This window comes from Protofrankia symbiont of Coriaria ruscifolia, from assembly GCF_900634745.1.
In the GTDB taxonomy this organism is placed as follows: Bacteria; Actinomycetota; Actinomycetes; order Frankiales; family Frankiaceae; genus Protofrankia; species Protofrankia californiensis.
Genome location: NZ_CAAAFR010000043.1, coordinates 17,763 through 36,949 on the forward strand (window position 1 = coordinate 17,763; position 19,187 = coordinate 36,949).

Annotated in this window: 20 protein-coding genes and 2 pseudogenes; 9 read left to right on the forward strand and 13 right to left on the reverse strand. The window is 67.3% G+C overall.

Annotated elements, in window-relative coordinates:
* Positions 1–101: 101 nt before the first annotated feature.
* The 3 genes from CV1CTNOD_RS06455 to CV1CTNOD_RS26335 form a co-directional block, all read right to left on the reverse strand.
* Positions 102–938, reverse strand: a complete 837-nt coding sequence (locus CV1CTNOD_RS06455) for an SDR family NAD(P)-dependent oxidoreductase (RefSeq protein ID WP_131785254.1) — start codon at positions 936–938, stop codon at positions 102–104.
* 106 nt (positions 939–1,044) lie between these two features.
* The gene (locus tag CV1CTNOD_RS06460) at positions 1,045–2,001 is read right to left on the reverse strand and encodes a hypothetical protein (protein WP_242606418.1); all 957 of its coding nucleotides are present in this window, start codon (positions 1,999–2,001) and stop codon (positions 1,045–1,047) included.
* Positions 1,998–2,252 carry a hypothetical protein gene (locus tag CV1CTNOD_RS26335; RefSeq protein ID WP_242606419.1) on the reverse strand — a complete coding sequence of 85 codons (255 nt, stop codon included), beginning with the start codon at positions 2,250–2,252 and terminating at the stop codon, positions 1,998–2,000. The genes CV1CTNOD_RS06460 and CV1CTNOD_RS26335 overlap by 4 nt, the downstream gene beginning before the upstream one ends.
* A 108-nt stretch (positions 2,253–2,360) precedes the next feature.
* On the opposite strand from CV1CTNOD_RS26335, the gene CV1CTNOD_RS06465 reads away from it, so the two are divergent.
* From CV1CTNOD_RS06465 to CV1CTNOD_RS06480, 4 genes are all read left to right on the forward strand, one after another.
* On the forward strand, positions 2,361–3,215 hold the full coding sequence (locus CV1CTNOD_RS06465) for a glycosyltransferase (protein ID WP_242606420.1): 855 nt from the start codon (positions 2,361–2,363) through the stop codon (positions 3,213–3,215).
* Positions 3,216–3,473: 258 nt separating this feature from the next.
* A complete protein-coding gene (locus CV1CTNOD_RS06470) occupies positions 3,474–4,472 on the forward strand; it encodes a ribonuclease BN (RefSeq protein WP_131785255.1) in 999 nt (332 codons plus the stop codon).
* A gap of 33 nt (positions 4,473–4,505) precedes the next feature.
* The gene (locus CV1CTNOD_RS06475; protein WP_131785256.1) at positions 4,506–6,005 is read left to right on the forward strand and encodes an MFS transporter; all 1,500 of its coding nucleotides are present in this window, start codon (positions 4,506–4,508) and stop codon (positions 6,003–6,005) included.
* A gap of 254 nt (positions 6,006–6,259) precedes the next feature.
* Positions 6,260–7,531, forward strand: coding sequence for an ATP-binding protein (locus CV1CTNOD_RS06480; RefSeq protein WP_131785257.1), 1,272 nt, complete (start codon positions 6,260–6,262; stop codon positions 7,529–7,531).
* Positions 7,532–7,578: 47 nt separating this feature from the next.
* On the opposite strand, the pseudogene CV1CTNOD_RS06485 reads toward CV1CTNOD_RS06480, so the two are convergent.
* From CV1CTNOD_RS06485 to CV1CTNOD_RS06495, 3 genes and pseudogenes are all read right to left on the reverse strand, one after another.
* Positions 7,579–9,036 (reverse strand): annotated as a pseudogene (locus CV1CTNOD_RS06485) (AAA family ATPase).
* A gap of 539 nt (positions 9,037–9,575) precedes the next feature.
* A complete protein-coding gene (locus CV1CTNOD_RS06490; RefSeq protein WP_131785258.1) occupies positions 9,576–9,914 on the reverse strand; it encodes an XRE family transcriptional regulator in 339 nt (112 codons plus the stop codon).
* On the reverse strand, positions 9,911–10,267 hold the full coding sequence (locus CV1CTNOD_RS06495; RefSeq protein WP_131785259.1) for a type II toxin-antitoxin system RelE/ParE family toxin: 357 nt from the start codon (positions 10,265–10,267) through the stop codon (positions 9,911–9,913). The genes CV1CTNOD_RS06490 and CV1CTNOD_RS06495 overlap by 4 nt, the downstream gene beginning before the upstream one ends.
* A gap of 831 nt (positions 10,268–11,098) precedes the next feature.
* On the opposite strand from CV1CTNOD_RS06495, the gene CV1CTNOD_RS27650 reads away from it, so the two are divergent.
* The 4 genes and pseudogenes from CV1CTNOD_RS27650 (at position 11,099) to CV1CTNOD_RS06510 (ending at position 14,302) form a co-directional block, all read left to right on the forward strand.
* The gene (locus CV1CTNOD_RS27650; protein WP_347402899.1) at positions 11,099–11,281 is read left to right on the forward strand and encodes an NAD-dependent epimerase/dehydratase family protein; all 183 of its coding nucleotides are present in this window, start codon (positions 11,099–11,101) and stop codon (positions 11,279–11,281) included.
* The gene (locus tag CV1CTNOD_RS27655; protein ID WP_347402900.1) at positions 11,278–11,589 is read left to right on the forward strand and encodes a hypothetical protein; all 312 of its coding nucleotides are present in this window, start codon (positions 11,278–11,280) and stop codon (positions 11,587–11,589) included. The genes CV1CTNOD_RS27650 and CV1CTNOD_RS27655 overlap by 4 nt, the downstream gene beginning before the upstream one ends.
* Before the next feature lie 85 nt (positions 11,590–11,674).
* Positions 11,675–12,099, forward strand: a pseudogene (locus tag CV1CTNOD_RS06505) (hypothetical protein).
* Positions 12,100–12,151: 52 nt separating this feature from the next.
* A complete protein-coding gene (locus CV1CTNOD_RS06510) occupies positions 12,152–14,302 on the forward strand; it encodes a glycosyltransferase family 2 protein (protein ID WP_242606426.1) in 2,151 nt (716 codons plus the stop codon).
* A 141-nt stretch (positions 14,303–14,443) separates the two neighbouring features.
* On the opposite strand, the gene CV1CTNOD_RS06515 is transcribed toward CV1CTNOD_RS06510, so the two are convergent.
* From CV1CTNOD_RS06515 to CV1CTNOD_RS06535, 6 genes are all read right to left on the reverse strand, one after another.
* Positions 14,444–14,629, reverse strand: coding sequence for a GNAT family N-acetyltransferase (locus tag CV1CTNOD_RS06515; protein WP_131785260.1), 186 nt, complete (start codon positions 14,627–14,629; stop codon positions 14,444–14,446).
* A gap of 127 nt (positions 14,630–14,756) precedes the next feature.
* Positions 14,757–15,155: a TA system VapC family ribonuclease toxin gene (locus CV1CTNOD_RS06520; protein ID WP_131785261.1), complete on the reverse strand. Its 399-nt coding sequence runs from the start codon at positions 15,153–15,155 to the stop codon at positions 14,757–14,759.
* Entirely contained in the window at positions 15,152–15,379 is a 228-nt protein-coding gene (locus CV1CTNOD_RS06525) for an antitoxin (RefSeq protein WP_131785262.1), read from the reverse strand. The genes CV1CTNOD_RS06520 and CV1CTNOD_RS06525 overlap by 4 nt, the downstream gene beginning before the upstream one ends.
* A gap of 318 nt (positions 15,380–15,697) precedes the next feature.
* On the reverse strand, positions 15,698–15,826 hold the full coding sequence (locus tag CV1CTNOD_RS27270) for a hypothetical protein (RefSeq protein ID WP_278043867.1): 129 nt from the start codon (positions 15,824–15,826) through the stop codon (positions 15,698–15,700).
* Positions 15,827–16,318: 492 nt separating this feature from the next.
* Positions 16,319–16,867 carry a GNAT family N-acetyltransferase gene (locus CV1CTNOD_RS06530; protein ID WP_131785263.1) on the reverse strand — a complete coding sequence of 183 codons (549 nt, stop codon included), beginning with the start codon at positions 16,865–16,867 and terminating at the stop codon, positions 16,319–16,321.
* Positions 16,864–18,027: a DNA-binding protein gene (locus tag CV1CTNOD_RS06535; protein ID WP_131785264.1), complete on the reverse strand. Its 1,164-nt coding sequence runs from the start codon at positions 18,025–18,027 to the stop codon at positions 16,864–16,866. Before CV1CTNOD_RS06535 ends, CV1CTNOD_RS06530 begins: the two co-directional genes overlap by 4 nt.
* Positions 18,028–18,049: 22 nt before the next feature.
* Here CV1CTNOD_RS06535 and CV1CTNOD_RS06540 point away from each other — a divergent pair, with 22 nt between their 5' ends.
* Positions 18,050–18,364, forward strand: coding sequence for a hypothetical protein (locus tag CV1CTNOD_RS06540; RefSeq protein WP_165485345.1), 315 nt, complete (start codon positions 18,050–18,052; stop codon positions 18,362–18,364).
* Here the strand turns inward: CV1CTNOD_RS06540 and CV1CTNOD_RS06545 are convergent.
* On the reverse strand, positions 18,361–18,876 hold the full coding sequence (locus tag CV1CTNOD_RS06545; RefSeq protein ID WP_207386235.1) for a pentapeptide repeat-containing protein: 516 nt from the start codon (positions 18,874–18,876) through the stop codon (positions 18,361–18,363). The genes CV1CTNOD_RS06540 and CV1CTNOD_RS06545 overlap by 4 nt on opposite strands.
* Positions 18,877–19,187: the final 311 nt, after the last annotated feature.

The window sequence follows — 19,187 nt, forward strand, 5'->3', positions numbered from 1 at the left end:
ACGCCAGACCCCGCAGCCCCACACAGGCGTAAGGGTCCCGTGATTTCGACTCCTGGCGCCCGGAGTTCGACGCAGGGTGGCATTCCCGTCATGACAATGGGTCAAAGCTGACGTCGTACCGTTCGGTGGTCGTGTTCGGCCAGGACAGCCTGCGTGAGGTCGTGCAGCCGGCGGGCCTCGGTCGCGTCCCAGGCGCTCGGCTCCAGGGCCAGGCGCAGTCCTTCCCGCACCGCTGTGAGGCGGTCACCGCCGGGCCGCAGGAAGGGCAGGATCTCCGCGACCGCCTGGCTGACCGGCTTGCCGACGACGCGAAGCTCCTCGACCTGGCTCGCGGTGACCGGGGAGTGCTCGTATTCCCCGGCAAAGCTCGTGACAACGACGCCGGGCAGATTGATCACATACCTGATGTCGGTGTCGGCGTGCCGGTCGAGGAAGTCCACGGCGAGCAGGTCGTTGAGCCGGCCGGCGTGGCCCATCGCGCTCACGCCGTGATACCCGTGCTCCAACTGAAGATCGTCCCATCGGATCGGTGTTGTCAGGCCGGCGCCACCGAAGTTGAGCACGACCGGGTGCTCGGCTCGGCGCAGCGGTCCGGCCAGCCCGTGGCTGAACAGGAACCTGCTCAGGTAGAACAGCGCGAAGTTGCTCTCGATACCGTCGCCGGTCACCGTCCTGGCCGAGCGGTGGTATCGCGCGCCCAGCACGAGCACATCGATCTTCGGGAACCGTTCCGCGATCTGCCCGATGACCCGGCGGTTCGCCTCGATCAGGCTCAGGTCCGCCGGCAGGAAGTGAGCATGCTCGCTCAGGCTCGCGAACGCCTCGCCCTTCGCTTCGCTCCTTCCAACGACGAGCACGTCGTACCCGTCATCCAGACAGTGCTCGGCGAGCCCGCGGCCGATGCCGTCGGTGCCTCCGGTGATCACGATGGTCTTCATGGGGGACATCCTGAACCAGCGCGGGTCGAGAACCCGACTACCGCCCAGGGAATCGCGTCGGCCGTCATTCAGGAGAGCCGCTTTGGCGAAAGTCGGCAGACAGCTTCTAACGCTGGGTGCCGCCGGGGTCGGGTGGGGTGGTCCGGGGGTCGGGGTGGTGTCGGCCGGTGATGATCCAGGTGCCGGCAACTGTCAGGAGGGCGAACAGCAGGAGTCCGGCGCCGAGGAGGACGAGGAGGAGCGCGCGGTCGCGCAGGGGCAGGGTGCCGGTGAGGGTGATCTGGAGTGAGCCGACGGCGAACGCGATGGCCGCGGTGAAGACGGTGACGAGTTCGACGGCGCGGATGGCGGAGGTCTGGAGGGTCCGGCGGAGGTCCCGGTTGGCGGTGTCCTGGTCACGCCAGCGGGTCTGCTGGTCGCTGGTCCAGGCGGCGCGGTCGAGCCCTTCCAGGATCGTCGCCCGCTCCCGCAGGTACTGCCCCTGGAGCAGTTCGTGGCTGATCCTGGCGCCGATCGCGGGCAGGAGCCGCAGCGCGGTGTCGATGGTGGCCAGCGCGTCGGTGTAGTCGCCGCATATGCGTTGTCCGCTGGCGAGGCGGAACCGGAAGAGGTGGTCGTCAGGGTACTCCGCGACGGCCTCGGCGGAGTGCCGGCGCAGCTGTTCGCCCTGGCCGGGGAACGGCGGGGCGGCCCACAGGGCGTTGAGGCAGACGTCGACGACGGCGCGGGAGCGGGGCGCCGCGCTCCAGGCGGTGTCGAGGAGCTCGAGCGCGTGGCTGGTGGTGATGGTGCGGCTGCCGAAGGCTGCGAACGCGCGTAGACCCGTGAACAGCGGGTCGTCGCGGTGCTGGCCGGCGGCGACAGCGAGCAGGGAGGATTCGAGGAACTGGTGGAGTTCGTCGAACCAGAAGTTCGCGCGCAGCTTGCCGGCGTGGTAAAGCGTGGCGAAGTAGCAGATGTCGCTGGAGTCCTGAAGGTCTCGACGATCCGGCCGGTGGCGAGGGTGAGGTCGTGGCGGGACTCGACGGTGTCCTTGGTGATGAAGGCGTAGCCCAGCGATCACTTCTCGATGATGTCCGGGCGGACGGGCGGGTCGGTGTGGTCGTGTAGCCAGCGGGCGCAGCGGGCCGCGACTTCGACGGTGGGCTGATGGAGCAGCCGGCGGCGCCAGTACCGGTCAGCGCAGATCAGCCAGGGGTCGGTGACGAAGTCCGCCGACGGGATGCGGAAGGGGGGCTCGACGTCCGCGTCGATCAGTTCGGCGGCGACCTCCTCGCAGACCCGGTCCAGCTCGCGGGAGTCGGCTGAGGCCACCCGGCCGAGTCACGTGTTGATCGATGCGACGTCCATGTGTCCCCTCCGCTGGACCTTATCGGCATATCTATCACACGAATTCGACTCGGACTGGTACACATTGCGAACATGTGGGTGGATGTGGTCACCGCGGTACACGCCGAGTACGCCGGATACCTGCCGGCGGCGTGGGAGTCGCTGCACCGCCAGCGCCATCCCCACTGGACGTGGCGGGTCCAGGTCGACGGGCCTCCCGGGGAGGTTCTCGACGCGCTGGCCGCCTGCGGAGCGGCGGACGACGGCCGGGTCCGGATTGCCGCGCACGGCACCGAGGAAGGCCCTGCGGTCACCCGCAACATCGCCCTCGGCTCGTGCACCGCGCCGCTGGTGCAGAACCTCGATGCCGATGACGAGCTCGAACCCGGCGCGCTCGCCGCCCTCAGCGGCGCGCTCGCCACCCACACCCACGCCGGCTACGCGGTCGGCCACGCCCGCGACCTGCATGCTGACGGGACCCTGCGCACCGCGCCGCTGGCCGTGCCCGCCGGACCGCTGGCACGCGGAGCGCTCGCCGTCGCCTGGGCGTCCGCCCTACCCGACCGCACGCTGCCACCCGTACATCCGGCAGGGGTGATGTGGCGGCGGAACCTGCTTCTCACCGTCGGAGGATGGGCCGCGCTGCGCGGCGTCGAGGACACCGCGACCCTCATCGCCGGCTCCGCGCTCGCCACCGGCATTCTGCTCGACGTCCCAACGTTGCGCTACCGCCGCCACGACGCCCAGCGTTCCCGCCGGAACAGCAACTTTTCGGGGGGGGGTCTCAGTATTTGCTTATTTGGCAGCGCGCCTCCCTGCTCGCGGCCGGACCTCCCTGGGAAGAGTGGGACTGAGAGTTTCACCCCGACGTCCGGGTCCACCACCAGCTTCAGTCCGCGCCACGCGCACCGCCCCCCGTCCTCGCCCGTGCCGGGTCGACCTGGTTGAAATCGACGACTTTTACCGTCGGCGGCCAAACCGCCACAGCGACACCCGCGCGCCGTGCTGGGAATCGGGTGCCTTTGCCGTGAGGAGCACCTTCCGCTGCTTTCGGACCGTCGGAGGTGCGAGGACGCCCACGTGCCGAGATGCTGAGGTGCACGGCCCGGTTGGCCGGTTGGGCTGGTCGGCCGGTTGGCCGGTCGACTGGTTGGCGGACGATCGCGGCCGCTGACGGCGGTGAGGATGCGCGGTCTGGAGGGAGTCATGCCCAGGAGCCGACGCGCGCGCGGTGACGGGCGTACCCCTCGGCCATCCGACGGCGCCGGCGGAGCCGTCGACGTCCGTGGCGCAGGCGGTGCCGCCGCGGACCGGATACGGCGACTGTTCGGGCGGATGGCGACGGCTGTCCGGCGTGTTCGGGCGCGGCTGCGGGGCAGCGCGGCGGAGGATCTGGCGTCCAGGCTGCGTCAGGGTGATCTGATCAACGGTGCGATGAACCTCGCCGCGCTCATTCTGATGATGTTCTTTCCGTTCATCATCGCGCTGGCCGCGTTGTCGCCGCTGCGCTCCGGGGGCGCGGCAGAAGTGATCATCAGGCGGATGGGTCTGAGTCAGGAGGCCGCGCAGGCTGTCGAACGGCTTTTCGCGCCACAGGACGGGACGGTCCGCAACGGCTGGTCGATACTGGGCGCGCTCTGGCTGATTCTCGGCGGCCTGAGCCTGGCCACGGCCGTGCAGTCCGTCTATGTCAGGGTTTTCGGGCTTCGGCCGCTCGGGCTTCGCGGTGTCCCGGCCCAGGTCGGCTGGCTCTGCGGGCTCATTGTCTTTCTCGCCGGCACCACCGCTGCCGGGGCGCTGCTCACCGGCACCATTCCCGGTCAGATCGGCTACGGCCTGCTCAACACCGCGGGGCTGTTGCTCTTTCTCTGGGCCGGTACCAGAATTCTCACTCTCGGCCGGCTCGGGTGGCGCGAGGTCTGGCCGTCCGCCGCGTTCACGACGGTCGGCCTGACCGGCCTGGGCGTGGTGAGCAGACTGACCTTTTCCGCGTCCATCGTCTCGAACGAGCGGAACTACGGGAGTATCGGCGTCGTTTTTACGATTCTTTCCTGGCTGATCGGTTTTGGTGTTGTTCTCACCGGAGGGGCGATCGTCGGAATGTGGCGCAACGAGACGCAGAAACCGGCCACCCGCACCATGACGAGAACACGTGCCAAACGGGATTCCGGCCGCGGCGGCCGGAACCAGAATCGGGAGTCCTGACGTGACCAGGTGCCAGGGCGGGCGTGCCGACCGATGACCCGTCGGACTGCCGGGAACCAGGGCCCCGGCGCCAGGGCGGGAGGAGCCGTCGCGGCGGGCCGGGCCGTTCTCCCCACGCTGGCGGCGGCGCAGTTCCTCATGACCCTGGACAGTTCGGTCATGAACGTGTCGATCGCCACCGTGGCCGCTGACGTCGGCACCACGGTGACCGGAATCCAGACCGCCATCACCTTCTACACCCTGGTGATGGCCGCATTCATGATCACCGGAGGCAGGCTGGGGCAGATCCTCGGGCATCGGCGCGTGTTCACCCTCGGCTGCGTCGTCTACGGCTGCGGGTCGCTGACGACCTCCGTCGCCGGGAACCTTGCCGTCCTCATTTTCGCGGGCGAGGTCCTCGTGGTGGGCGTCATCCTGTGGCTGACCCGGGGGATGGCGGCTACGCCTCCGATGACGGCGCCTCCGACGACGACGACGGCGGGCGGGCGTCTCGATCTCGTGGGCGCCGCGCTGTCCGCGACCGGTCTGGCTCTCGTCGTGTACGGCGTCCTGCGGTCGGGGAGCTGGGGCCTGGTCCGGCCGGCGCCCGGCGCGCCCGTCTGGCTGGGCCTCTCGCCCGTGATCTGGCTGATCATCACCGGCGGGGCCATCCTGTGGCTCTTCGTCTGGTGGCAGGAGCACCGGCTCGCCCGGCACGCCGTCGCGCTGCTCGACCCGGCGCTGCTGCGTGACCGGACGCTGCGGGCCGGGCTCACCTCGTTCTTCTTCCAGTACCTGCTCCAGGCGGGTCTCTTCTTCGTGGTGCCGCTGTACCTGTCGGTGGCACTCGGGCTCTCAGCGGTCGCGACCGGCGTCCGCCTGCTGCCGTTGTCCGTCGCCCTGCTGGTGGCCGCCGTCGGCATCCCCCGGGCCTTCCCTCGGGCCTCGCCCCGGCGCGTCGTCCGGAGCGGTTTCCTTGCCCTGCTCGCCGGTATAACGATCACGACTGCGGCGCTCGACGTCGGCGCCGGGCCGGAGATCGTGACATGGCCGATGCTGCTCGCGGGCCTCGGGGTGGGCGCGGGCCTCGGGGTGGGCGCGCTCGCGTCGCAGCTCGGCAGCGTCACCGTGTCCGCGGTCGCCGACGAGCACAGCGGTGAGGTCGGCGGGGTGCAGAACACGATGACGAACCTGGGCGCCTCGATCGGTACCGCGGCGGCTGGCGCGGTGCTCGTCTCCGTGCTGACAACGTCGTTCCTCACCGGCGTCCAGCAGGACCCCGCCGTGCCGGCGGACCTGGCCACGCATGCCGAGGTGCACCTGTCCGAAGGCGCCCCCTTCCTGTCCGATCAGGACCTGAAGAGCCGCCTCGACGAGGCCGGCGTCCCACCTGACACCGCCGAGGCGATCACCACCGACAACGCGGGCGCCCGTATCGACGGCCTGCGGGCCTCCCTGTCGCTACTCGCCGTCATCGCCCTGGCCGCCCTGTTCCTCACCCGCCGCATCCCGTCCCGACAACCAGTCCCGACACCAACACCGGTCGGAACGTGAGAAAAGGAGATCACGACAACGAGGGAGCAACTGGCTGCTGTAGCAGCCACTTACGTACTCGTTCCGGGCTCGTGGCGGTCGCGCTCCGGCTGGTGGCTCTCGGCGCCGCTGTCTCCGGCGTGACAAGCCCGCCGGATCCGTAGTTCGGATGCCTCCGGATCCGGTGCTCGCCCTCCTCCAAATCCGGCACTTACTCCCCTCCAGATCCGGCATTCACCCCCCTCCAAATCCGTAGCTCGGGTAGAGTCTCGGCCGTGAGTACGCGGTTGCGCGGCCTGGTGCCGCGGCGGCTGGCGCCCATCGTCGCGAGCCGGATGCTCGAGGAGTCCGTGGTCCTTCTTCAGGGCCCCCGGTCGGTGGGCAAGTCGACCCTGCTCAGAAACCTCGCCGGTGAGGTCGGCGCGGAGTTGGTCGACCTGGACGACGTGGCCATACGCGACGCGGTGGCCCGGGACCCGGGCACGTTCGTCGCGGGCCCACGACCGGTCTGTATCGACGAGTACCAGCACGTCCCGCTTGTCCTCGACGCGATCAAGGCTGAACTCAACCGTGACGGTAGACCCGGTCGCTTCGTTCTGACGGGCTCGGCCCGCCACGAGGCATTGCCCCGGGCTGCCCAGGCGCTCACTGGCCGTCTGCACCGGCTGCCGGTCTATCCGCTGTCGCAGGGTGAGCTCCGGGGGGTTCACGAGCACCTGTTGGAGGACCTGTTCGCCGACCCGGCCGCCGCCGTGGCCGCGGCCCGGCCGTCGGTGACCAGCCGTGAGGAGTACATCGACAGCGTCACGGCGGGCGGGTTCCCGTCGGTGCTCGCGCGGGCCTCGCTCGCGTCACGGAGCCGCTGGCTTGACGACTACGTCCGGCTCAGCCTCGAACGCGACGTCGGGGAACTGAGCAGGATTCGTCAGGCGGCTTCGTTGCCGATCCTGTTCGAGCGGCTGGCGAGCCAGACCGCGCAGATACTCAACATCACTCGTGCGGCATCGAGCGTCCGCCTCGACGAGAGGACCGCGCACAGCTATCTACGGCTGCTTGAGGCGGTGTTTCTGCTCTACCGGCTTCCGGCATGGGGAAACACGCTTACCGCACGCTCCACGGCGTCACCGAAAGTCCATGTTCTGGACTCCGGGGTAGCGGCTCGGCTGCTGCGGCTGACACCGCGGAAACTGGCCGCCCGTAACCCGACCACGCTCACCGAGTTCGGACATCTCCTGGAGACGTTTGTCGTCACCGAGCTGCTCAAACAGGCATCCTGGACGGACTGGGTCAGCGGGGCCGGCCACTGGCGCACCCGTGACGGCGACGAAGTCGACCTTGTTGTCGAACGTGATGACGGGATGCTGGTGGCGTTCGAGGTCAAGGCTGCCGGTCGGGTACCGGGTGAGGATCTCGTCCCGCTCCGCAAACTCCGCGCAGCCACCGGCGACGCCTTCGTGGCCGGTGTCGTGTTCTACCTGGGAACACGCTCGTACACGTTCGAGGACCGCCTGCACATCCTGCCCGTCGACACGCTCTGGGCCCCGTAGTCGACCGGGGCCGTGGAGTCGCCTCCGCTGACTGACGGTCCGTCCGGTCAGGTCGCTGGTTGCCAGGCCGAGAGAAGGGCAGACGGGCCCTGTACGAGAGTCACCCTGGCCGGATCCAGGCGTGGGCTGGTACCGGAGCGGGACACGATGATCAATCCTGTGCCGCCGTGTGTGAAGCCGGGCACCGCGGTCGCGTTTCGCATGAGTTCCGCGAGGTCGTGGTCGTCGAACGGGGCTGTAAGCCATTTGATCGACCCGACGAAGTGGATGCGCTTCGCGACGGGCGATCGGTCGGCTCCGACCAGGTCCACCTCCGGGTCGAACCGGCGGTTCCACCAGCCGCCTACCGCTTCGGCGTCGGGCCAGGGCAGCCTGCCCGCGGCTGAGGCAAGCTCGAGTGACTGGCGGACCAGCGGCTCGACCGCCCTACCTCGCCATGCCGACCAGCGGCGTTGCACGAGCCGGAAGGCCGCTTCGGGCCGTCCGCGGCGTGCCTGCTCATGAGCGGATCGCAGTACGCCGAGGTACAGCCGCAGGTTGCTGTCGGCGATCCGGTACAGCGCGGGCTTACCGGGTTGCGTCGAAAGGGGTTCGTCGACGGCGAGCACCCGTTTCTCCTCGACAAGTCGGCGCAGCAGTGGCGACAGCGACCCCGAACGTAGGGCACCCTGCCGGCTTCCTGCCGATGCGGCGATGTTGGTGTGGGTGCGGTCCCCGCTGCCCACCGCTTCGAGAACACGCCGCGCCTGGTCAGGCGTGGGGAATTCGGCCATCAGCGTGGACTCCGGCACGCTGAACAGCGGCGAGGCCGGGTCTGCGCATTCCTGCTCTATGAAGGGCAGCGGTGGAGTCGCGTGCGGCCAGCTTCGCAGGATGCCTGGCAGCCCGCCGGAGACCAGGTGGGCATCGATGGCGTCGGCCGCGTCCAGGCCGAGGGCACGAGCGGTTTCCGCCGGGTTGAGGGGGCCGAGGACGAGGTTGTCTGCTCGTCCGAAGAACGGGCGGTCGTAGGCGGTGAGCCGTTCCATCATGTGGATGTCGCTGCCGAGCAGCAGCAGGAGCACGGGCCGCCCGGCGAGCAGCCGGTCCCAGGCCGTTTGCAGCGCGCCGTCGAACAGATCGTCCTGCTCGGCGAGCCAGGGAAGTTCGTCGAGGACGACGATCGCCGGTGAGTCCGGTAGGACCTAGGCGAGGATACGGAAGGCGTCCGGCCAGCTTCCCGCGGATCGCGCGGGAACGAGTTCACGATCGGTCGGCAGGGACGATTCCTTGAGGTCCGCGAAGAAGGCGGCCACCGATTCGACCGGCGAGGCACCCTTGGTAGCGGTGAAGAACAGGTACGGGATGCCGGCCTGATCGCAGAACTCCTGCACGAGGCGTGACTTTCCTACCTGGAGGCGGCCTCGGATGGCGAGCGCCGCTCCGGAACGCGAGGTGGCGACTCGATCCAGACGTTTCCGTAGGAGGGCGAGCTCGGTCGCTCTTCCGACAAAGCCCGTCGTCACAACTTGATCCCATTTATGTAGATCCCATCTACGTAGATGCATGCTACCGAAGGGCTCGGCGGGTTGCCTGGAACCTCGCGGGCGGTGTTCGTCGCCGGACGGTGACCCCTCCGGGCGCCACGGACCGGAGCCGGAGTCCTTGATCCTCGACATACTCGCGACCGCGCCGCCCGCCGGGCCGGGGTTGGGTCGGGTCGGGGCAACACGAGCTGTGGTCGAGATCTGGGTATCACAGGACCACGCTGTCGGCAGCAGCGCGCCAGCACCTGCGGGCGGGTCGGGCTTGGTACCGGACGTTGGAAGAGATCTTCCATAGTGCCCGCCGCGTGCCCGTAGCATCTGATGCGAAGATTCGCCACGGTTTCGGGCGTGCTTGAGTCCTCCGGGACTTGCGCTGCGCGGGTCGCTGGTCGTGAGGTGGGTTCAGGAGGCGTCGGCTATCCGAGAACGTACGACTTGTCGCTGACTGCTGGTCGTTCTGCTGTCGATGCTGCTGGACTTCCTGCCGCCGCGTTCGGTGGTGGTTGGTGGAGCTGATGTCAGGCGACGATGTAGCTTGAGTCGTCGAACTCGGCCGTGACCTTCAGTCGTCCGCCGAGAGCCTCGACGTAGGCGCGCAGGACCGACACCGACACCACATCCAGCTTTCCGCGTTCCACGTCGGAGATGCGGGGACCGGATACGCCCATGGTTGCGGCGACCTCGCGCTGGGTCAGGGCACGGCTGCGTCGGACCTCGGCCAGTCGGTAGGCGTGGATCTCGTCGTCGAGACGGCGCTGCCCGGCCTCGCGGTCGGCGTCGGTCCGTACCGGGTGGCCGGCGGCGACACGTGCCTGCTCGGCCTGGCGTTTGACGTCGTCCCATCTCGTCGTTGTCATCGGTAGCCCCTCCTCTCGATCTCGGTCAGGTGCAGGTCGTAGCGTTCGTCCGCCACGGGTATCGCGGTCTCATACCAGCGGTGCCAGTTGCCGGACTTGTCTCCGACCACCAGCAGCACTGCGCGGCGGAGCGGGTCGAAGGCGAACAGGATCCGGATCTCGCTCGTGCCTGCCGAGCCCGGTCGTAGCTCTTTCATGTTGTGATGACGTGAGCCCTTGATCCGGTCGACCAGAGGCCGGCCGAGGGTCGGGCCTGCGGCGGCTAGTCGGTCGATGGCGTCCTCGACGAGGTCGGCCGATTGGGGGTCGTTCTTGGTCAGGTCGACGAACCACTCGGCGACCTCCTCGACCAGGAGGACTTCCCAGCTTTGTAGTCGAACAGTTTAACCCAGGCATTAAGTTCTCGTTGGCCTGAGCATGCCACGGCGTGCCCGTAGCAACGGTGACCGTCTGGTCCCATCGATTGGTGCCGACGAAGATCGGATGGCCGTTGACCTGGGCCGGAGCAGGCCGGTCGGAGGTCGGCGCTGGTGACCGTCCAGGTTTCCCGAACTTGTGACGTGCGGTGAACTGCCGCCGGTTCGGGTATCTGGCGCCGGCTCTGACAGCAACCGCTGACAGCAACGTGAGCGGATGCCGGCGGACGGCTCGGGTCGGTCGCCCTTCGAGGGCCTGCATGGCCAACACCGCCCGGTACCGCTGCTCGACGCGTGACGACTCCACCAGGACCAATCCCGGCCTCCCGCTCTGCGACGCCCCTCAAACGCCACAGAGCAGACAGACCGACGAGGGCCGTCAAGCGGGAGGCGGAACCGGGAACGTCAAGCATGTCCCGGGACAGGACGCTGACATCAGCTCCAGCCTCAGCTGGACAAGGCCGCACATCAGAGCGGAAGCCGCGCTCAGTGGATGCGACCGGAGTAGGCGAGCGTGCCGCAGACGTGCACGTATCCCACCTCCCGAACTGCGTGAGCTGCCGACCCGGGCGGCGACACCACGACACGTGGTAACCAAACGTGTGTCATATTGTTACTGTAGGTGACGCTGGCGAGATGCTCGCCAGGAGGTGAGACCGAGGTGGCGGAGCCTGGCGGTCTCGCTGTCCGGACAGATGCTGGGAGGGGTGTGACCCGTCTCGGGAGCGGGATCTGCGAGCAGCAGATCACGAGAGGAGTTGTCCATCAATGCGTGTAGTCGTCACCGGCGGGGAAGGGTTCCTTGGTAGTCACCTGTGTGAACGTCTCTGGCGGACGGGCGCGAGGCGGTCTGTTTCGACAGCTTCCTCATCGGACGGCCGGGCAACGTTGAGCACCTGCTCTCCGAGCCCGGTTTCCGGCTGGCGTGTAGAGACCTGCCCAGACCGGTGAATATCGGGAACCCGCACGAGATGAGGGTCCTCGCCCTGGCGGGGCCCGTGATCGAGCTGTGCGGAGCCGGCGTCCCGATCAGCTTCGTCCCGCGGCCGCCGGACGACCCCACCGTCCGCCAACCTGACATCAGGCTGGCCCGGGAGAGCCTCAGCTGGGAGCCAAAGACCGATCTTCGGGGCGGGCTGACCGCCACGATCGCACGGTTCGCAGTCGAGTTGGGCGTCACGCTGGGAAGTCACACCACGCATAGCCCCCTCAGCGCCCCCGCGATGCGCCGCGCGGCCACACTAACCCGCGCCCGGTGAGCGTGGCTCATGTGCGGAGGGGGCAGAGCGGCCGCGGGTTACCGTGATCGGGACTGGCTATCTCGGCGCGACTCATGCAGCGTGCATGTCGGAGTCGGGCTACAACGTGCTGGCACTCGACGTCGACCGGACCAAGATTGACCAGCTTGCCGCTGGCGAGGTCCCGTTTTCGAGCCGGGTCTCGACGAGCTTCTCTGGCCGCAGATCAAGATCGGTCGGTTGCGGTTCACCACCTCGTTTGAACAGGTGGCCGACTTCGGCGATGTGCACTTCATCTGCGTTGGGACCCCGCAGCAACCGGGTGGGAACGATGCCGATCTGAGCTACCTGCACGACGCGGTCGGCCGGCTCGCTGCGAGCCTGCGCCGCGGTTGCCTGGTCGTCGGAGGATCCACCGTGCCGGCAGGTACGGCGGGCGGTCCTGGACGCAAGGCTCGCCCGAGAGGCACCGGACGGCCGGGCGGGCACCGAAGGCGTCGACCTCGCCTGGAATCCGGAATTCCTGCGTGAAGGCTTCGCGGTCGAGGACACCCTGCGGCCCGACCGGCTCGTCTCCGGTGTCGTGTCCCGCTCGGCGGAGCAGCAGCTGCGGGCGGTCTACACCCAGCTGATCGAGGCCTGCACCCCAATGATCGTAACCGAACAGATTGGAAATCACCAAACGATGGAAGTACACGGCTCGTCCGGCGACATCCCTCACCAGGATGGCCGCGAAGGCGATTCGGATACGACTGCATTTCCGGCAGATCAGGCTCGCATTCGCTCGGCGGAGGGCGGTGCCCGAAACGCGCTCGCAGTGGCGAATCCTGTCGACACAAGCGAGCTCAAAAATTTGATTCCTCGGCAGGCGACGCTGCCGGATTCTGGGCGATCAGCCAGGAGCGGCGCGGGAAGTGGCGACTCGGCGCCTGTGGTACCTGGCGGGGTCACCGCGGCGCCGGTAGCCGTTCCGCCTGTTCCGCCGGGTGGGAAGGTGTCGGTACCGCCTCCAGGGCTCGTCCCGCGGACAGACCCGCAGCAGGGCATCCGCGAGCCAGAGTTCGACCACCTCCCAACCTTCGTGCCAGCTCTTGGCCGAGGTACCCGGGTCGCCTCGATCTTCTTCATGTTGTGCTACGTCGGTGTGCTGATGCTTTTCTGGCGCTCCTGGTTCCGCCCGGCACAGTTGGGCTTTCTGGGCTTCCTCGGTGTCCTGGGATCCATCGGAGGCTCCCTGACATACATTGTGATCACCTCGGTGAAATTGCGTCGGGTCAATCCGGCGTTGCCGTTGGGGGATTTTCGCGTCGCCTTTGTCGTGACAAAGGCGCCGTCCGAGCCGTGGGCTGTGGCCCGTCAGACGCTGTCCGGTATGTTGGGGCAGAATTTTCCGTATCACTATGATGTATGGATCTGCGACGAGGACCCGTCACCGGAGTGCTACCAGTGGTGCGAGGCCCGGGGGGTGGGTGTCTCCACGCGAAAAGGCTTTCAAAACTATCATCGTCAGGAGTGGCCGAGAAGGACCAAATGCAAGGAGGGGAACCTGGCTTTCTTCTACGACCACTGGGGCTACAAGTACTACGACATAGTCATTCAAATCGACATCGATCACATGCCCGGACCGGGCTATCTGACCGAGATGGTCCGGCCCTTCTCCGACCCGTCCATCGGGTACGTCGCCGCGCCGAGTGTCTGTGACACCAACGCGGCCGACTCGTGGGCGGCCCGGGGACGCCTCTACCGGGAGGCGAGACTGCATGGTCCCGTGCAACTGGGCTCGAACGGCTGGTTTGCCCCGGTGTGCATCGGCTCGCACTACGCGGTACGGACCGCCGCCCTGCGGGACATCGGCGGCATCGGCCCGGAGCTCGTGGAGGACTTCAGCACCACCTATCTGCTGTGCGCCGCCGGATGGGATGGCGCGTTCGCCGTGGATGCCGAAGCCCACGGCGAAGGTCCGCCCACCTTTGCAGCCATGCTTACCCAGGAGTTCCAGTGGGCGCGAAGCCTCACAGCGCTGTCTCTCGGGGTAGTCCCGAGGTACTTGCGATCACTTCCATTGCTGCTCAAAGCACGGTTCATCTTCGCGGTGTGCTACTATCCCGCACTGGTCTATATAATGATCTTTCTCATGCTGTTCCCACCAGTGGGGTGCTGGACCAGTCTTTCCTGGGAAGAAACGTTTGACGTCCGGCCCCTCGTACTTGGATGCCTCGGTTACCTGAGCGTGTTGAGCCTCAACGTCTATCTCCGCCGTCGCGGGTTCCTGCGCCCAGCCAATTCCAAGCTCGTGGCCTGGGAGATGGTGCTCTTCGTGCTGACTCGATGGCCCATCGTTGGCTTCGGTCTTGTCGCTGGGATCATCCAGAAGGTCCGATCAAGATCCGTCACCTTCAAGGTGACAGTCAAAGGTGATCAGCCGATCGAACAGTTTCCGCTGAAGTTGGTCGCACCTTTTATAGCCCTATGCGTGATCTCGATCATCGGCTCAATAGCCGGCGCCCTTGCCCGGCATTCAGGAGGCTATGTACTGCTTTCTCTGCTGATTGGCGTCACCTATTTGTCAGTGCTCTTGGCCGTGTCGCTCCTGCACGCTTGGGAAGGCTCTCGTACCACCGCCGTCCCGTTCGGCGTGACGCTGCGGACGATCCGGCGCCCACTGTCGGCTTTCATGCTCCTCCTGCCTTTTTTCTGCGTTTCCCTCGTGGTGGCCGGTAACAGCTATCTATGATGGTGATGTCGATCCGGGAAGGTGCCATTGGCATGCCAGTAGCACCGGTCAGCATCTGGCCCTACCGGTCGACAACGGAAGAGAGCGGACGGCCGCTGATCTGGGCAGGAGCGTTCCGGCCCAGATCAGCGGCCGTCCGGATCACAGGAACTCGGTGTGGTGACAGGTCTCGCCGATCTTCTCGGCTACCCGGATCGACTGGGTGTTGTCGGCGTCGATGACGGAGACGACCTGGTCAACGGTCAGGCGCTCGAAGGCGAACCAGGGGGAGGCGCGCGGTTTCCGGCGCGAATCCGCGACCCCCAGTAGGGCCGGGCGATGAACCATGCCGCCTCGACCCCGGGCCATCCCGGCTCGTGTCCGCCCCGGGCGCGTGAGGAGGGGGAACAAGTTGGCGCAGACTGAGGACGTGGCGGACGTCCACGGACGACGGCAAGGTCGATTGAGATCATCTTTATGATGTGGGAATCAGGTCGACAACGTCATGGTGGAGCTTGGCCAGACCCTGATCGAAACTTGCGAGGCGACCGTCATGTATACGGGCGAGCTGCGCGAGGTACGCATCGGTGACCTGTCGGTGTCCGATGACCCCTTTCATTGATACGGCGTCGTATGAGATCTCGTCCGGCCAGAACTCATGGCGGGGGTCGCTCGTCAGCGCAGACACGACCGCTGTTGCCGTCTGCGCTGACTGACCTTCGCGCATGAGCAGGCGTACCAGACTGCCCTCGGTGATCGGGCAGGTCGCAAAACTACCGGCGGTGCTGGAGAGCCATGCTTCGGCGGCGTCGTGGTGGACATGGTCGCTGACAATGAGCGCGATCAGCACGTTGGCATCCAGGAGAGTGGTCACTGATCGTCATCCAGGGCACGAACGTTTTCGGTCGTGATGACCGTGCCGAGGTGCACCACGGGAAGGCCGGTCCGTTCACTTCGGGATATCTCTGCTGTTCCACCGTGTCCCAGGCCGCGACGTATGAGATCGGCAACCGTCTCGCTCAGCGTCCGTGAGGTATCCCTGGCGATCGACATGGCCTGCTTATGAAGATCGTCCGGGATGTCGATGGTGGTGCGCATGCCGTCATCCTAGCATCCATGCATCATGATGTTGATCATGAATGATTGCCCTTCGGAGGATCAACGGTGAAGGCCCGGGACTAGGGAGTGTCTGAGGATGTCCGCCTCCCACCGGATGGCCGGCGGCAAGGGTGGGGAGTAGGCCTGCGGCCACGCCGTCGGACACCGCTGCCTCGCCGGGATGGAGTTGCTTCACCCACCACCGAATCAGCTTGGTGATCTCGTCAAGGGTGAGGAGAGCAGCGTCGCGGCCGGGCGGGAGCCGGGGATGCGTCGCAGTCGGTCCTCGTCGTCCGCCGGGGGGCCGATCTGCTGGTCCTACCTCTCCTGCAGCCGGGCCAGCAGGGACAGCTCTCCCGGGGCGTCCGTCGAGATGTACGAGCGGTACAGCTCGCCCAGCAGGGTCCGGATCTCCATCTCTGCACCCACACCCACCTGCGTGCTCATGGCCGGGATCATATGCCTGGGTCGGAGCAGTTGAACAATATAAACAGCCCCGATAAAGCGTCACCGTCCGCTGTTGGCAAACTTAGCGAGCGGGTTCTGATGTTGCTGGGAACGTCGAGAGCCCCCCGTCATGTGACGGGGGGCTCTGCGTGGGACCGAGGCTGCGGGTGCAGGCGTGAGTCGTAGGCCCCGTCTCCCTCGTAGGCCCCGTCTCCCACCTGGGAGTGCGGGGCCTACGCGCGTCAGGTCGGGCCGGGTGGTCCGGAGTCGGGCGGGTCGGTATCGACCGGGGCGTCTCTGCCCAGACCATCCGGCAGTGTGGGCAGTCGTCTCGTCGCCGTAGGAATCCCATGGCGTCCTCTCGTAGCGAGCCATTGCTGTCACCGCCAGGCTACGGATATATCCGACATTTTGACGTACGGCAAGGACAGGCCACGGCGTGGTCCAGGCACAGCAAAAAGCCGGCATCCCGCTCGGCCGAGTTTGGTGACCTCACCCGCCCGTACGCGTCTTCCACTCGGCCCGGGTGATGGCGTAGATGGCGTCGCCGCGGAACGTGCGGTGTGTGTCGGCCAGGCCGAGCTTGCCAGCAACCCGGATCGACGCGGCATTGTCCGGGTGGATCAACGAGATGACCTCGTTGGCCCCGACACGGGTGAAGGCGAAGTCGAGGACTGCCGCTCCGGCTTCGGTCGCCAGCCCCCGTCCCCACAGGTCCCGTCGGATCGTCCAGGCCACTTCGAGACCGGGCCAGCCTTCCGGCTGGTACAACCCCGCACGGCCCACGAACTCACCGCCCGACCGGTCTTCCGCGGCCCACATGCCGAACCCGCACAGGTGCCAGTGACCGGTCAGGGCCGCTTCCATGTCCCAGACGGCTTCCCGGTTGCGGGGACTGCCGGTGTAGCGGGACATGTCGGGGTGCGCTGCCATCGCGGTGTACGGGCCGATGTCCTCCGGCCGCCAGCAGCGCAGGATCAGCCGGTCGGTGACGACTGTGGGAATGGTGACGGTCGTCGGCTCGCCGAAGCGGAGGGTCATGTTCCGGCGGTCAGCATGAGCCGCGGTGCCTCGGTCGCGAGTCGTTCCCGGAAGTCCACCACCGGAGGTAGCTCGCGGTGTTCGGCGAACAGGCCGGACAGGTCCCGGGCGCGTTGCACGACGGTGCGAGTCGGGAATGTGGCGACTACGTCTAGCGCGCGCATCGCGACAGCAGCGGCTTCCTCCGGTTCCGGGCGTGGGCGCAGCAGCAGCGCGACGGACAGCGCCGCAAGGGTGTTGCCGTAGTCCTCTGGGTAGCCGTTCCGCGTTTCCAGGATCGCGATGGACTGCCGGGCATGGGCCTCGGCACGTTCCCCGTCCCCGAGGCGTCCGGCGACTACTGCGGTGAACCCGGCGACCGCTTCGACGTCGAACGGGGGCTCACCGAACATCGGCGCCGAGTCGAACACGGCATCGGTCATCGCCGCGAGTGCGGCCCGCGCGCCGTCGACGTCACCAGTCGCGGCCCGAGCGCGGGCTTCGTAGGCGGCAAGCCGGGCCCGCATGTAGGGATGGGCGGACCGCCGCGCCTGCGCTGCCAGGCCGGCCGCCATGTGGAACCGGCCGCCGTAGTAGGCGATCGACGAGCGAAGCCCCGCAACCGACCCGGTCAGCAGCGGGTCGCCGACATCGTCGGCGTACTGGGACGCCAACACCGCGAACCGCCGGGCCGCGACGTCATCGCCGGTGTTGAACGCCAACCGGGCCAGGTAGTAGCTGTACTGACCGGCGAGCACCGTCACCCGCTTGCGGGACGCCAGACTGACCCGGCCGGCAAGCGCCGTCTCGGCACCACGCCACCCGTCCAGCACCCGCGGTGTCAGGACCTCGTGAGGTGTGGTCATGTACGTCGCCGCGATGCGGTCGACGTCGACCTCCATCTCCTCCAAGGTCAGTGGGTCGGGATCCGCCGAGGCGATCAGCCGCGACACCTCGGCCGCCATGCCCGCCGCCGCGGCCAGGGCCCCTGACTGGACGAACTCTCGCCTGTCCGTGTCCGTCACCTCCCGCGGGTCGGGCAGGCCGTACCGGTGTGCTTGTTGCTCCCGCCGCGCCTGTTCACGCAGCGTACGCAGTTCCCCGGCTCCATCCAATGCCCGTTCGAGGGCAGCGACAAGATTCTCCGACGGCACGTCCCGGCCCGACTCTGCCTGCGACACGTAAGCGCGTTTGAAGCCGATCGTGGCGGCAGAGAAGGCGTTCTCCGCCGAGCTGGAGTTCGCGTTCTCCCGGGAACAGGAAGTCAACGGGCTGATGATGTGGTTCACCGCCACCCTTACCGAGGACGTCTCGCTGTCGTGCGCACCCGACAGCGAGACCTGCTGGGGGCGGACGGTCGCCCCGTTCCGCCACCCGGTCACCGTGCGGCCCGGCGTCCCTCTGCGTGTCGAGGTGCAGGTGGAACCGGCGGGACCGGGCTTCGTCTTCACCCACTGGGTCTACTCGCTGGGAGGCATCCTCCTCGGTGAAGGAGACAACAGGAAGGCGCTGATCTAGGCCTCGTCGAGCACCGTGATACCCACGGCTCCGGCCAGGGAGTAGGCCAGCGCCACCATGTCCCGGCTGGCCACTGCGGCCCCGGCCATGCTCATCACCCCGTTCACCCCCACCAGAACACAGTTGAGCAGCCGGGTGCCGTCCATCTTCGCTCCGGAGAACTGCACGCCGGTCAGGTCACAGTCCTCGAACGTCGCCCCGCGCAGGTCGGCATCTTGAAAATCTGCCTGCCTCAGGTTGGAACCAGCGAACAGCACGTTCGACGCAGTGGTCGACCGGAAACGAGCGAGATCCAGCCGGCAGTCCCAGAAGGTGACATCACGCAGTCGCCCGTTCGTCCAGGAAATGCCCGTCATCCGGTTCGTCGTCAACTCGACCCGGATCAGCGACGAGTTCATCGCCTGCAGATTCGCCAGGTTCGACCTGTCGATGACGGCGTTCGTCACCATGGCCCGGGTAAGCCGACCACCACTCAGATCGACGCTCGACATGCGGCACGTATCGATCTCCACGGACTCGGCCTTCCGACCGGCCAGGTCGCAACCGTCAAAAAGACTATTCGTGTAGACACCGTCATCGGTAATCTCCGAGACAGTGCCCGTGAGCGACGCCGGAACCGTAGGCGCTGCGGGTCGCCGCGCACCCGCCGCGCGCGGAACTCTGCTTGGAGGCGTGTAAGGCATGAGACGCAGCGTATTCCCGGTGCACCCGCGTTCCGCCGGCAACACCCCGGTCTCTCCGCTGCCAGGCGATGCCAGGACGCCATCACCTCGTCGAGTTGGTGTACACCGCCTGCTGGCACGGCAACGACGCCCGAATATTG